The following is a 13,098-nucleotide window of genomic DNA, read 5'->3' as shown; positions in this document are numbered from 1 at the left end:
TCTTTCAGAAAATCAAGAAGTTCCGGCGGTTATCTACACGCTATGAGCGACTGGCAAGAAACTACCAGTCACTCCTCTGCCTCGTGTCAGCCGCCATATGGCTGGCCTAATTGTTAACGCCCCTAGCGTCGTTGAACTGGACCATACGGCTGAGCCGGCGACAGGCCTGCGAGGGGCGCTGTAAATCCATCCCTGGACGCTACCTACGCCATCCATGACGTAGAACCCCCTCTTCGACCTGTCCCCGGCGCCGTATAAGCTATCCAGCGGCAATAGCCCGTCACACCAAGGAGACCCCGATGTGTTTGCTCGCCTTTGACTGGCAGCCCGGCGCGCCGGTGCCGCTGCGCCTGATCGCCAACCGCGACGAGCTCCACGCCCGTCCTACCGCTCCCCTGCACCGCTGGACGCCAGCGAGCGGGCCGGACGTGACGCTGTTGGGCGGCCGCGACAAGCAGGCCGGCGGTACCTGGCTTGCCGCCAACGCCTTCGGCACCGTGGCGGCGCTGACCAACATGCGCGACCCGCGGGAAGAGTCGCCGGCGGGCGCGCCCAGTCGGGGCGAGCTTGTCTGCCAGGCGCTCGCCTGCCGGGACCTGCCCGCCTGGCTGGACGCGCTGGCCGCCACGGCACACCGCTACGCCGGCTTCAATCTGCTGGTCGCCACCCCCGAGCGCCTGTGGCACCTGCACCGCAGCCGCGAACGCACCGCGCTCAGGCGCGTGGCGGCGGGCATTCACGGGGTTTCCAACGCCGATCTGGATACGCCCTGGCCCAAGACCCAAGCGCTGTGCCGGGCCATGGAAGAGGCGCGGCAAGGCGGGGACTTTCCCGGGCCGGCGCTGGCGGCGATCCAAAACGATCGTCGGGCGGACGACGCCGCCCTGCCGGATACCGGCGTCGCGCCCGAAGTTGAAAGGGCGCTGTCGGCGGCGTTCATTCGCGGCGAGACCTACGGCACCCGAGCCACGACCTGGCTTACGCTTGGCCGGCACGGGCGAGTGACCATGACCGAGCAGCGCTTCGGCGCGGGCGGCGTATTGGCGGGGAGTACGGCCGGCGCGATCGGCTGAGCGCAGACGGCGCCCGGCCGATCAGTTTTCCGGAGGCAAAAGGTGCGCCAGCTGCCAGCCGCTCATGCGCGACTGCAGGTGCCGGCGCACCTCTTCCGGGGTGTCCTTTTCCATGACTTCGGCTAAAAGCGTTTTGGCGTCATCCAGAGCCACCCGGCGAATGGCGGCGCGCACCTTGGGCAGGCTGGGGGCGTTCATCGACAGGCCGGCAAAGCCCATGCCCATGAGCAGAAGCGCCCCGGCCGGGTCGCCGGCGAGCTCGCCGCACAGCGAAATCGGCCGCTCAAGGCGCCGGGCGTCCCGGGCGAGCTTGTCGAGCGCGGTCAAAAGCGCCGGATGCAGCGGATCGTACAGGTCCGACACCCGGGGGTTGTTGCGATCCACGGCGAGCAGGTACTGGGTCAGGTCGTTGCTGCCCACCGAGAAGAAGTCCACCCGCTTGGCCAGCGCGTCCATCTGGTAGAGCGTGGCCGGCACTTCGATCATCGCTCCGACCCGAGGGCGCGTCACGGCCACGCCCTCTTCGCCCAGCTCGACGATGGCGCGCTCCAGCAGCCCCAGCGCCTCGTCCACCTCGGCGACGTTGGTGATCATCGGCAGCAGCACGTGGAGGTTATTAAGCCCTTGAGAGGCCTTGAGCATGGCGCGCAGCTGGACGATCAGCACTTCGGGGTGGTCCAGGGTCACGCGCATGCCGCGCCAGCCGAGAAAGGGGTTGGCTTCGTCGATGGGAAAGTAAGGCAGGTCCTTGTCGCCGCCGATGTCCAGGGTGCGCATGACCACCGGCAGCGGGGCAAAGCCCTCGAGCTGCTCGCGGTACAGCCGGGTTTGCTCCTGCTCGCCGGGGAAGCGCTGGGCAATCATGAACGGAACTTCGGTGCGATAAAGCCCGACGCCGCTGATGCGGCTCTTGAGCAGGGTCACGGCGTCCACCGCCAGGCCGGTGTTGACCATCAGCGGCATCTCGTGGCCGTCGGTGGTCACGCTGGGAAAGTCCTGCTCGTGCTCCAGCAGCTCGCTGAGCTCGCGCTCCTCTTCGACCAGGGTGGCGTAGTACTTGTCGAGCTCCGCACTCGGGCGCACAAACAGCCGGCCGCGGTGGCCGTCCACCACCACCGGCGCGCCGGAAAGCCGCGGCAGCGGCAGATCCATCATGCCAAGCACGGTGGGAACGCCCATGGCCCGGGCGACGATCGCCACGTGGGAGGTGCTCGACCCGCGCACCGACACCAGGCCCTTGAGCTTGCTGCGCGGCACCTCGCCCAATAGCGCCACGCTGATCTCGTCCCCTACCAGCACGGTGTTGTCGGGGTAGGAGTCCGGCGTGGCCGAGGCATCCCGCTGCAGGTGCGCGAGCACTCGCCGGCCGAGATCGCGGACGTCGGCGGCGCGTTCGCGCAGGTAGTCGTCGTCCACCCGTTCCAGGTACTGCACGTGGCGGCGCACCACGTCGGCCAGCGCCCCGGGCGCCCACTGCCCTTCGCGGATGCGCTTTTCCACCTCCCGGGACAGCGCCGATTCGCCGAGCATCTGCTGGTAGACGTCAAAAAGCGCCAGCTCCTGGGCGGAGATCCGCTTGGCCAGCCGGCGGCCGGCAGCGCCGATTTCTTCCCGGGTCTTGTCGATGGCCTCCTTGAGCCGGGCCACCTCGAAGGCCTCGTCCCGGGGGATCAGATCGGGCACGCTGTTGAGATCTGCCGGCGGCGTAATCACCACCGCCTCGCCCATGGCAATGCCCGGGGAGGCGGGCACGCCCTTGAAGGTCATCTGACGCCCGTCGGGCGCCGGGCGCGTCAAGTCGCCGGTGGCCAGGGCGTGGGCCAGCACCCCGGAAAGCTGTGCGGCCATGGTGACCAGAAAGGCCTCGTCTTCATCGGTATAGCGGCGGTTCTCGGCCTGCTGCACCACCAGCACGCCGAGCATGCGGCGCTGGTAAATGATGGGAATGCCCAGAAAGCTCGAATAGCGCTCTTCCCCGGTGGACTCGAAATAGCGAAACCGCGGGTGGGCCTGGGCGTCTTCCAGGTTGAGCGGCTCGCGGCGCTTGGCCACCAGCCCCACCAGCCCCTCGCCCAGCGGCAGCATGACGCGCCCTACGGCGTGGGTGCGCAGGCCGATGGTTTCCATCAGCACCAGGGTTTCCAGCGCTTCGTCGTAGAGGTAAAAGGAGCATACGTCGGTGCGCATGGCCTTGCGGATGCGGCGTACCATGGTCGCCAGGGCGGCATCAAGGCTGCGCGCGCCGTTGACTTCCTGAATGATGCGGCGCAGCACCTCGAGCATGGACGTCTTGTTCTTCACAAATTCATGCCTCGCTGGGGTTTCAGCCGTCACTGCGGCTAGCGGGTGCCGTCCCGGGCAATGCGCTGCAGCCGCGGCGAAAGCTCGCGCAGCGCGCGCCGATACACCTCCCGCTTGAACGGCACGACCTGCCCGAGGGGATACCAGTAGCTCACCCAGCGCCAGCCGTCGAACTCTGGCTTGGACGTGGCCGTCATACAGATCCGGCTATCCTGGCAGCGGATCCGGAGCAGATACCATTTTTGCTTCTGGCCGATGCACACCGGCCGGGAATGCGTGCGAATCATGCGTCGCGGCAGGCGGTAGCGTAGCCACCCCCGGGTGCAGGCCTCAACGGCCACATCATCGGCGGTCAGGCCGATTTCTTCGTGCAGCTCACGAAAAAGTGCCTGTTGCGGCGATTCATCTGCCTTGATGCCTCCCTGGGGAAACTGCCACGCGTTTTGCCCGACCCGACGCGCCCAAAGCAGCTGCCCCTGGGCATTGGCAATGATGATGCCAACGTTGGGGCGAAAGCCGTCTGCGTCGATCACGGACGTCACCTTGATAAACTGTAGTTAAGGCCATTTTTCCACAATGGTCACAGCACTATCAATACATTCGTTATACCGTTGAGGATTTAGGGCATGTTGACGGCAGGCGTTGGGAAAACCCGGCGGCTTTTGCCATAATCCCGCCCCGCCGCCGGCGCAACGCCTGCGGCGCGCGCCATGGATGCCATCAACGTTAAGGGGAATGCCGTGAGCCTGGCCATTTTCGACCTGGACAATACGCTGCTGTCCATCGACAGCGATCACGCCTGGGGGGAGTTTCTGCTCGAACAGGGCGCGGTGGACGCCAAGGCGTACCGCGAGGCCAACGAGCGCTTCATGGCGGATTACGACGCCGGCACGCTGGATATCGACGCCTTTCTTGCCGTGGCGCTCAAGCCGCTGGCCGACAACACGCCGGAGCAGCTGGCCGCCTGGCACCAGCAGTTCATGGCGGCTAAGGTCGAGCCCGGCATTCTGCCCCGGGCCGAAGAGCTGATTGCCCGCCACCGCACCCAGGGCGATACGCTGTTGATCATCACCGCGACCAACCGCTTCATCACCGACCCCATTGCCGAGCGGCTGGGCATCGATCATCTGATCGCCGTGGAGCCCGAAGTGGCCGACGGCCGCTATACCGGCCGGGTTTCAGGTACGCCAAGCTTTCGCGAAGGCAAGATCACCCGGCTCAACGAGTGGCTCGAAAGCCGCAGCGATACCCTGGACGACGCCTGGTTCTACAGCGACTCGCACAACGACCTGGCGCTGCTGGAGATGGTGGACAACCCCGTAGCCGTGGACCCGGACGACACCCTGCGCCAGATCGCCCGAGAGCGCGGCTGGCGTATTATCTCGCTTCGCGAGTGATAAGCAGACTCCGGAATCGGGCCATAGCGAGCGCTTCCCCTGGGTCATGGCGAGCATCCAAAGGGCGGGTATAAACGAAGCGCAGCCATCTCGGGGTTGGGTGCTACACAGCACAGCATGAGATCGCCACGTCGCTGCGCTCCTCGCGATGACCGTAGCGGGAAAAGCGCCCGTGCCCACTACGCCATAGCGAGCGTTCCCCCATAGTCATTGCGAGCGTTCCCCCATAGTCATTGCGAGCGTAGCGAAGCAATCTCGGGGTTGGGTGCTACACAGCACAGCAACCGGCAGCTTAAGGAGATCACTTCGCTTGCGCTCGTGATGACTCGGCAATCACCAGGCCGGCACGGTGCAGCTCGCCCATGAGCGTCGCTACGTCGTCGGTAACCGCCCCGGCGGGTGCGGCAAAGTAGTCCGCCAGCAGCTCGCCGAGCTCGTTTACCGTCAGCGCTTCGTGCTGCAGCAGCTGCCACACCAGCCGGCCGGTTAAGTTGAGACGGTGAATTTCGCCGCTCGGCGTGTGGATCAGAAACAGTTCGTCGCCCAGCGGGTAGACGTTGACGTGGGTCCCCGGCTTCCAGGGCGCGTCCCGGGCAACGGCCGGCGTTTCCGCGCTGTGTGCCGCGGCCCCTACTGCCGGCGCGGGGCCGGTATCAGCGAACCCCTTCTTACCGATCAGCTTACTCTCACCGCGCTCCAGCACCTGCGCCAGGTGCCTTGCCCCGGCCAGCGGCTCGCTATAGCGCAGCAGCAGGCACGGCAGATGCTGCATCAGCGGCATAAAGCGCGCCATCAGCGCCTCGGGCGGCGTTTCCCGAGCAAAGTTTTGGCACAGCAGCTGCAGTAGCCCCTCCCCCGGCGCCAGCGGCAGCGCTTCGGGCGCCACCGGCGCATCGTGGCGCTCGAGCAGCACCAGCGCCCCCAGCGGGCGAGTTTCCTCGGAACGCGCCAGGCCGCCGTCGGGCGGCACCACAAAGCGGTAGCGGTCGTCCTCGGGGCCGGCCCGGCGCCGGGTATAGTCGGCAAACTCGGCGGAGAAGGAGGTTGGCAGCGGCAGGCGCAGCCGCGGCGCCACGCCCATGGCCATGCCCTTGCCCGCAGGCGTTAATCCCAGGACGTCGTCGCCGAACAGCCGGTACCCGGCGGCGGCAAAGGCCGTCGCCAGGGTGCTCTTCCCCGCCCGGCTGCTTTGCGGAAACAGCGCTAGCCGACCGTCGATCTCGACGCTGCCGCAGTGCAGGCCCACCAGCTCGTTATCGTGCTCAAGACGCAGGGACAACAGGTCCGCCGCCAGGCTGCAGGCCGCGGACGCCGATGAGGGCAGCATAAACTCCTCGGCGGTGCCGGGGTCGCTCTGCCACAGCCCTTCGCCGTCGCGGTAAACGTAGAGCCCCGGAGAAACGCCGGCGGCCGGCTCCCGGCGCAGGGGCCAGCCCGGCATCGCCCTAACGAGCGCTTCCAGCACCTCCGGGGCGTTGTAGACCCGCAGGCAGCGCCCGAGCCCCGGCAGGGTCACGTCCACCGGCGCCGTATCAGCGGCTAACGGCATCATCAGCGCCGCGGCGGGCCGAGCAGGATATCCTCAAGGATCCGCACCGGTTCATCTTCGTATTCGTGCAGCCGCCTGCGTTCGCGGCGGTAAGGCCCGCGATAGCGGCTGGGCCGAGAAGGCCGCGAATAGCTGGGGCGCGAGTAGCTGCCGCCGGCGCGGGCCTGGCCCACGCTGAACAGCGTCGGTGCCACGTAAGCGCCGGCCAGCCCGGTACCCAGCGCGGCCAGCAGCCGACGACGACGCTGGCGATGAAGATCAGGGGTTATAGCTGTTTCATCATGCTCTGATATAGGCTCTGACATGGCGCGCCTCGCTGGTTGGAAAGTTATCGAACGGTGTTCATGATAACGCCGCGCCGCCCTTGTCTCTACCAGTCCATGAGATTTGTGGAATATTTGTCGATTTGAAGGATGGGCAGAATCCGTCAGCTCCGCGCAACGCGCTCGGCATATAGCCTCACACCTCGCCCAGCAGCCCAAGGCTTGCCGCCGGGGCCTGGCGGCGCAGCCCCCGGGAAAGCGCATGGCCGATCACGCCGATGGCAAGCGCCCCGCCCAGCGGCAACGCCAGCCACACCCAGCCGTGTAGCTGAGGCGGCAGGTCCAGCCAATAGCGGTACAGGTAGACGGTGGCAAGCTCGGCCAGCGCCGCCCCCAGCAGGCCGCTGGCGCCGCCGAGCAGGGCAAACTCCGCCCCCTGAATCCGCGAGATCAGCCGGTTGCCGGCGCCAAACACGCGCAACAGCCCGCTTTCGTGGGCGCGCACCGGCTGGCTGGCGGTAAGCGCGGCGTACAGCACGCTGACGCCGGCGAGCAGCACCAGCGCGAGGATCAGCTCGATGGCGCGAGTTACCTGAAACAGTACCTCGCGCACCTGCCCCAGCAGCGCGTCGACGTTGAGCAGCGACACCCCGGGGAAGCGCTCCGCCAGTCGGTTGGCCAGGCCCTGGTCGTCGTCGGGCAGGTAAAACGCGGTGATGTAGCTGTGGGCGAAGTCCTCGAGCACCCCCGGCGGGAAGATCACGTAGAAATTGGGCGTGAAGCTGTCCCAGCTGAGGCTGCGCAGGTTGGTAATGCGCGCCCTGAGCGTTTCGCTGCCGATGCTGAAGGTCAGGGTATCGCCGAGCCCCAGCCCCAGCCGCCCGGCCAGGCCGTCCTCCATCGAGATCGGCACCGGGGCCTTGGCGGGCACGGCGTCCACCGCGCCCAGCCAGCCCTCGGCGGCGGCGTTCGAGGCCGCGTCGTTCGAGGAAGCGTCTCGCTCGATGCCGGCGTCGGTGAACCACTCGCCGGCCACCACGCGGTTGCCCTCGGGCACTGTGGCTCGCCAGGTCAGGTTCAGCGCCCGGCGCAGGGCGTTGTCGGCCCGGGCCTCGGGCGACAGCGCATCAGCCGGCGGCGCGCCGTTTACCGCGCTGACGCGCCCGCGCACCATGGGGTAGAGCGCGCTTTGGGCTTCGACCACCGGCGCAATGGCCTCGGCGAACGCCTCGCGCTCGCCGGGCTGGATGTTGATGGCGAAGTAGTTGGGCGTGTCATCGGGCAGCTGGGCCTGCCAGGTGGCGAGCAGGTCGCCGCGCACCATTACCATCATCGCCATGGCAAAAAACGTCACGGCGAAGGCGAGAAGCTGCCCAAGCCCCGCCTGGCGCCGCCGGGCGAGCTGCCCGCCGCCCAGCCGCAGTGCCCGGGACCAGGGGCCGCTGCCCGCCAGCCGCACGGCAAAGGCGAGCACCGCTCGAAGCAGCAGCGTAGCGCAGACCCAGAGCACGCCGAGCGCGGCGCTGCCGCCCAGCAGCAGGGCCAGCGCCAGGCCGAAGTCGCCCGAATACAGCCACAGCAGGCCGCCAAACACCGCGGCCGCTACGCCGGCCACCAGCCAGGCCGAGGGCGGCAGCGGGTCAAGCTCCCGGCGCAGCACCTTCAGCGCGCTGACGCGCCGGATGCGCAGCATTACCGGCCCGGCAAAGCCCGCCAGCACGGCAAGCGCGGTCAGCGCCCCGAGAAACAGCGGCGCCATGCCCGGCGCGGGCAGGGTCAGCGGCAAAAAACCGGCCAGCAGCCGCACCAGCAGCGCCTGGCCGACCAGGCCGACAAGGGCGCCCAGCAGCGAGGCCACCAGCGCCAGCCCCAGGAGCTGGCCGGCAAAAATCAGCGTCAGCTGGCGCTGGCTGGCGCCAAAGCAGCGCAGCAGCGCGGCGGTGTCCAGGTGGCGCTCGACGTAGCGCCGGCTGGCCATGGCCACGGCCACCCCGGCCAGCAGCACCGCCGCCAGTCCGGCAATGCCCAGATAGCTTTCCGCCCGGGCAAGGGCGCTGCCCAGCCGCGGGCGGTCGGTGCGCACGTCGCGCACCTGCACGCCCGCTTCGCGCAGCCCTTCAAGCAGCGGCGACAGGCGATCGAGCGCCTCGGCCGGACCGGCGCCGAGCAGCGAGTAGTCGATTCGCGAGCCGGGCTGCTCAAGCCCGGTGGCGGCAAGGTCGGCGGCGTTGATCATCACCCGCGGGTTGAAGCTGCCAAAGCCGCCGGAGGGATTGGCCTCGCGCCGGATAAAGCCGCTGACGCGAAGCTCAGCCTCGCCCACCTGGAGCGTATCGCCCAAGCTCAGACCCAGCAGCGACCTCAGCCGCGGGTCGGCCCAGACGCTGCCCGCCTCGGGCGGGCGCTCGAGGGTTTCGGTGCCGGATCGCTGCTCCACCTGGGAGCTACCGTAGTGCGGCCAGGCGCTATCCACCGCCTTGAGGCTTGCCAGCTGAAAATCTTCGCCCCGGCGCAGCATGGACGCCATCTCGACCTGGCGGCTGAGCGTCAAGCCGGCGTCCTTGAGCTTTTCTACCAGGGAGTCATCGAACGGCTCGGACTGCTCCAGCACCAGGTCGCCGCCCAGAAGCTGCCCGGCCTGGCGCTCGAGCCCGCGCTCCAGGCGATCAAGAAAGAAAGCGATCATGGTGGCGGCAGCCACCGCCAGCACCAGCGCCATGAACAGCGCCCGCACGTCGGCGGCGCGCAGGTCGCGCTTGAGGCCGGTCAACGCCAGCCGCAGGGCAGGCGTCATGGGGTTGCCTCCCGAATGTGGGGCGTGTCGGGGTCAAACGCTTCCAGGCGGCCGTCTTCCAGCCGCAGGCAGCGGCTGCAGCGCCGAGCCAGGGCGTAATCGTGGGTGACCAGCACAAGCGTCGTGCCGGCCTCGCGGTTGAGGGTGAACAGAAGCTCGATCACCGCCGCGCCGGTCTCCGGGTCGAGGTTGCCGGTGGGCTCGTCGGCAAACACCAGCTCGGGCTCGGTAACAAAGGCTCTTGCCAGCGCCACGCGCTGCTGCTCGCCGCCGGAAAGCTGTTTGGGCAGGTGCGCGGTGCGCTCGCCAAGCCCCACCCGAGATAGCCACTCCCGCGCGGCCGCGCTGCGATTCTCCCGGGACGTCAGCTCCAACGGCAGCCGCACGTTCTCCAGCGCGCTCAGGGTCGGCAACAGCTGAAAGTTCTGAAACACAAAGCCCACCCGGCCGGCGCGCAGCGCCGCTCGTGCGTCTTCGTCGAGCGTGCCAAGCGACTGGCCGAACAGCGCAAGCTCGCCGGCGCTCGGGGTATCCAATCCGGCCAAAAGCCCCAGCAGGGTGGACTTGCCCGAGCCGCTTTTGCCCAGAATCGCCACGCTCTCCCCCGCCGCTACCTCCAGGGAAAGCTCGTGTAAGATGGCAAGGGTATCTGCCCCGCTTGCCACGCTTTTGGTCAGGCCGGCGGCATGGATCAACGGCGCGGCAGCAGAAAAGGAGTCCGACATGAAAGTGTGTATCCCCGGAAAAAAGTGGTGGCGAAAGCAGGCAGGCAGCGCAGCGCTTGCGGCCCTTGCCCTGCTCACCGCTATGCCGGCCGCCGCCGATACGCGCCCGACGCTTCTGGTCATGGGCGATAGCCTAAGCGCGGCGCACAACATCGAGCAAGACGCGGGCTGGGTGAACCTGCTGCGCGAGCGGCTGGAAGATAACGCCCAAGTGATCAACGCAAGCATCAGCGGCGAAACCAGCAGCGGCGCCGGCGCGCGCTTCCCCGGGCTCCTGGACAAGCACTCGCCCGAGCTTGTGGTGCTTGAGCTTGGCGGCAACGACGGCCTGCGCGGCCTGCCCCCGGACGAGCTTTACGCCAATCTGGCGCAGATGGTCGAGCAAAGCCAGTCGGCGGATGCCCGAGTGCTGCTGCTGGGCATCGATATCCCGCCCAACTACGGCCGGACCTATCGCCAGGCCTTCACCCATATTTACCCGCGCCTGGCCGCTACCTATCACGTAGCGCTGGTGCCGTTTCTCCTCGACGGCATCGCCCTGGACGAGGCGCTGATGCAGGATGACGGCATTCACCCCACCGCCGAGGCTCAGCCGCGGGTGCTGGACAACGTCTGGCCGGTGCTTGCGCCGCTGCTGAAAGCCGCCGAAGGCTGAGTCGAGATTGAGCCAAATCAGGCTTTCTGGCGCTGCTGAAGCGCCAGGCCGCCGAGAATCAGCGCCAGCCCCACCAGGGTCGATGCCCGGATCGGCTCGCCGACGACAACGTAAAGCAGCAGCAGCGACACCGGCGGCGAGAGGAAAATCAGGTTGGACACCTTCGCCGTGCGCGACACCTTGTGCATGGCCAGCTGCCAGAGGATGAACGCCACGCCCATTTCGAACAGGCCCACGTAGACCCCGGCAGAAACCGCCCGCCAGCCGTGCCACTGAAACCCCGGCCCGGCCAGCATCAGCGCGGTGAGCACCGGCAGGCCGACGCTGAAGTTTTGCCACTGGCCGACCAGCGGCTCGCGCGCATCCCGGGTGTTGAGCAGCCAGTAAAGCGCCCACAGCAGCGTCGACGCCAGGGCGAAAATGACGCCTAGCGGGTCAGCGAAGGCCACGTCGATCACCGCCCCCCGGGTGGCAATGACCCAGACCCCGGCGTAGGCAATCAGCCCGGCGGCCACGTCCGTGCGGGTGAGCCGCTGGCCCAGCAGCGGCACCGCCAGAAACGCCATGGCCAGCGCCCAGGTATAGTTCAGCGCCATGGCTTCCTGGCCCGGCAGGCGATCGTAGGCGGCAAACAGCACCAGATAGTAGGCCACCGGGTTCATCAGCCCGGCCCACAGCGCTGTGCGCCAGCCGCTTCCCAGCGCCCGGCCAAGCTGGCCGCGCTTGGCTACCAGCGCGCCCATCAGCGCCCAGGACACCAGCGCGGCGTACCAGATCAGCGCCAGCGGCGACATGTAGCCAAGCGCCACCTTGAACGCGGTGGCCACGGTGGACCAGAGCGCCACCGCGCCCAGGCCGTAAAGCATTGCCTGACGGTCTTGATTCATGCGCCGGGATCCTTTCATAAAGCAGAGGCAGAAAACGTGACATTATACCGTGGACTGGCCAGACGAACGGGGCTTGATACACTGCCCGCCACGGATTGCCCGCAGCATAACAGCCAAGGAGCCCTTCATGGCCGAGCAGGACATCTCCCAGTCACGCCTTTACGAATGGCTGACCGGCGACGAAGACAGCCGCATGTGTGACGACATTCCCGAGGCCGCCTGCGATGACCAGCCGGCCAACTTTGCCCGCCATCTCTGGGCGTCCCTGGGCAACAAGCTGGCCGACGAGCTCTCCAGCGCCCGGCTGGTGCTGCCCTGGCTCATGGGCCTCATCGGCGCCCCGGTATGGATGGTGGGGCTGTTGGTCCCTATCCGCGAGTCCGGCGCTCTGCTGCCCCAGCTGTTCGTCGCCGGCTTTATCCGCCTGAAACCCCGGCGCAAGTGGGTGTGGGTAGCCGGCGGCGCGCTGCAGGCGACCGCGGCGCTGGCATTGGCGCTGCTGGCTCTTTGGGGCCGCGGCGGCCTGGGCGGCGCGCTGGTGCTTGCCGCGCTGGTGGTGCTTTCGCTTGCCCGGGGGCTTTCTTCTATTGCCACCAAGGACGTCATGGGCAAGACCATCGCCAAGAAACGCCGGGGGACGCTGATGGGCTACAGCGGCAGCGTGGCCGGCGCGGTAACGCTTGCCGCCGGCGGGGTGCTGATGCTGTTCGACGACCGCCCGGGGGAGCTTGCGCTGGCCGCTCTGCTCGGCGTGGCGGCGCTTGGCTGGGCGCTGAACGCGCTGTTCGCGGCGCGTATTGTCGAGCAGCCCGGCGCGGTGGAAGGCGGCGAAAACGCCTGGGACAGCCTCAAGCTGGGGCTTTCGCTGCTCCGGGACGACCGCGCCTTTCTGCACTTCAACCTGTCGCGCACGCTGCTGCTGTCGAGCGCGCTGGCGCTGCCGTATATTGCCCTGTTGGGCCAGCGGCAAAGCGGCGCTGAGCTTGGCGGGCTGGGGCTGCTGGTGGTGATTTCCGGGGTCGCGGCCATGGTGGCAAGCCCGGTGTGGGGCAAGCGCGCCGACGTCTCGAGCCGGCGGGTGATGTGCGAAGCGGCGCTCGGCACCGTTGCCTGCTGCCTGATGGGCGCGGGCCTTGTGTGGCTGCCCGGCGAGTGGACGCATCAGGTGCTGCCCTACGCCGTGGTCTACGGGCTGCTGGTGGTGATTCACCACGGCGTGCGCCTGGGGCGCAAAACCTACGTGGTAGATATGGCCAATCAGGAAAATCGGGCCCTTTACGTGGCGCTTTCCAATACGCTGACGGGTATATTAATGTTGCTGTTTGGCAGCTTGCTCGGCGCCCTTGCCCAGTGGCTTGGCAGCGCTGCACTGCTTGCGGTGTTTGCCGCCGCCGCCCTGGGCGCCTTTTTCAGCGCCCGCACGCTTCCCGAAGTCGAATAGCCGGCAGCGCCCG

11 protein-coding genes are annotated in these 13,098 nt (G+C 67.8%); 4 read left to right on the top strand and 7 right to left on the bottom strand.

Annotation, left to right across the window (positions count from 1 at the left end):
• Positions 1-299 precede the first annotated feature (299 nt).
• Positions 300-1,073, top strand: coding sequence for an NRDE family protein (locus tag RS027_RS06035; RefSeq protein ID WP_311945843.1), 774 nt, complete (start codon positions 300-302; stop codon positions 1,071-1,073).
• Between the two features lie 21 nt (positions 1,074-1,094).
• Here RS027_RS06035 and ptsP read toward each other — a convergent pair whose 3' ends face one another.
• Both ptsP and RS027_RS06025 read right to left on the bottom strand, forming a co-directional pair.
• Positions 1,095-3,356, bottom strand: a complete 2,262-nt coding sequence (gene ptsP, locus RS027_RS06030; RefSeq protein ID WP_311945861.1) for a phosphoenolpyruvate--protein phosphotransferase — start codon at positions 3,354-3,356, stop codon at positions 1,095-1,097.
• A gap of 56 nt (positions 3,357-3,412) precedes the next feature.
• A complete protein-coding gene (locus tag RS027_RS06025) occupies positions 3,413-3,907 on the bottom strand; it encodes an RNA pyrophosphohydrolase (RefSeq protein ID WP_311955022.1) in 495 nt (164 codons plus the stop codon).
• 207 nt (positions 3,908-4,114) lie between these two features.
• Here RS027_RS06025 and RS027_RS06020 point away from each other — a divergent pair, with 207 nt between their 5' ends.
• Positions 4,115-4,771, top strand: a complete 657-nt coding sequence (locus RS027_RS06020; protein WP_311955021.1) for a histidinol-phosphatase — start codon at positions 4,115-4,117, stop codon at positions 4,769-4,771.
• Between the two features lie 301 nt (positions 4,772-5,072).
• On the opposite strand, the gene RS027_RS06015 is transcribed toward RS027_RS06020, so the two are convergent.
• From RS027_RS06015 to RS027_RS06000, 4 genes are all read right to left on the bottom strand, one after another.
• Positions 5,073-6,320 carry a PqqD family peptide modification chaperone gene (locus RS027_RS06015; protein ID WP_311955020.1) on the bottom strand — a complete coding sequence of 416 codons (1,248 nt, stop codon included), beginning with the start codon at positions 6,318-6,320 and terminating at the stop codon, positions 5,073-5,075.
• Positions 6,321-6,322: 2 nt separating this feature from the next.
• Positions 6,323-6,625: a hypothetical protein gene (locus tag RS027_RS06010; protein WP_311955019.1), complete on the bottom strand. Its 303-nt coding sequence runs from the start codon at positions 6,623-6,625 to the stop codon at positions 6,323-6,325.
• Between the two features lie 154 nt (positions 6,626-6,779).
• Positions 6,780-9,377, bottom strand: a complete 2,598-nt coding sequence (locus RS027_RS06005) for an ABC transporter permease (protein ID WP_311955018.1) — start codon at positions 9,375-9,377, stop codon at positions 6,780-6,782.
• Positions 9,374-10,102, bottom strand: coding sequence for an ABC transporter ATP-binding protein (locus RS027_RS06000; protein WP_311955017.1), 729 nt, complete (start codon positions 10,100-10,102; stop codon positions 9,374-9,376). Before RS027_RS06000 ends, RS027_RS06005 begins: the two co-directional genes overlap by 4 nt.
• Here RS027_RS06000 and RS027_RS05995 point away from each other — a divergent pair.
• The gene (locus RS027_RS05995) at positions 10,101-10,757 is read left to right on the top strand and encodes an arylesterase (RefSeq protein ID WP_311955016.1); all 657 of its coding nucleotides are present in this window, start codon (positions 10,101-10,103) and stop codon (positions 10,755-10,757) included. The genes RS027_RS06000 and RS027_RS05995 overlap by 2 nt on opposite strands.
• A gap of 17 nt (positions 10,758-10,774) precedes the next feature.
• Here RS027_RS05995 and RS027_RS05990 read toward each other — a convergent pair whose 3' ends face one another.
• Positions 10,775-11,644 (bottom strand): DMT family transporter, encoded by an 870-nt coding sequence (locus RS027_RS05990; protein WP_311955015.1) that lies wholly within the window; start codon positions 11,642-11,644, stop codon positions 10,775-10,777.
• Positions 11,645-11,771: 127 nt separating this feature from the next.
• On the opposite strand from RS027_RS05990, the gene RS027_RS05985 reads away from it, so the two are divergent.
• Positions 11,772-13,085: an MFS transporter gene (locus RS027_RS05985; protein WP_311955014.1), complete on the top strand. Its 1,314-nt coding sequence runs from the start codon at positions 11,772-11,774 to the stop codon at positions 13,083-13,085.
• Positions 13,086-13,098 lie beyond the last annotated feature (13 nt).

It is taken from the genome of Halomonas garicola, assembly GCF_031935715.1.
Classification (GTDB): domain Bacteria; phylum Pseudomonadota; class Gammaproteobacteria; order Pseudomonadales; family Halomonadaceae; genus Vreelandella; species Vreelandella garicola.
The sequence above is the reverse complement of the archived record's forward strand: the minus strand, read 5'-3'. Positions and strand labels throughout refer to the sequence as shown.

What these genes read in the sequence shown, in the direction of transcription:
- RS027_RS06035 (WP_311945843.1), top strand. Translation starts at nt 300, where the DNA reads ATGTGTTTGCTCGCCTTTGACTGGCAGCCCGGCGCGCCGGTGCCGCTG.
- ptsP (WP_311945861.1), bottom strand. Translation starts at nt 3,356, where the DNA reads ATGCTCGAGGTGCTGCGCCGCATCATTCAGGAAGTCAACGGCGCGCGC.
- RS027_RS06015 (WP_311955020.1), bottom strand. Translation starts at nt 6,320, where the DNA reads ATGCCGTTAGCCGCTGATACGGCGCCGGTGGACGTGACCCTGCCGGGG.
- RS027_RS06010 (WP_311955019.1), bottom strand. Translation starts at nt 6,625, where the DNA reads ATGTCAGAGCCTATATCAGAGCATGATGAAACAGCTATAACCCCTGAT.
- RS027_RS06005 (WP_311955018.1), bottom strand. Translation starts at nt 9,377, where the DNA reads ATGACGCCTGCCCTGCGGCTGGCGTTGACCGGCCTCAAGCGCGACCTG.
- RS027_RS05995 (WP_311955016.1), top strand. Translation starts at nt 10,101, where the DNA reads ATGAAAGTGTGTATCCCCGGAAAAAAGTGGTGGCGAAAGCAGGCAGGC.
- RS027_RS06000 (WP_311955017.1), bottom strand. Translation starts at nt 10,102, where the DNA reads ATGTCGGACTCCTTTTCTGCTGCCGCGCCGTTGATCCATGCCGCCGGC.
- RS027_RS05990 (WP_311955015.1), bottom strand. Translation starts at nt 11,644, where the DNA reads ATGAATCAAGACCGTCAGGCAATGCTTTACGGCCTGGGCGCGGTGGCG.
- RS027_RS05985 (WP_311955014.1), top strand. Translation starts at nt 11,772, where the DNA reads ATGGCCGAGCAGGACATCTCCCAGTCACGCCTTTACGAATGGCTGACC.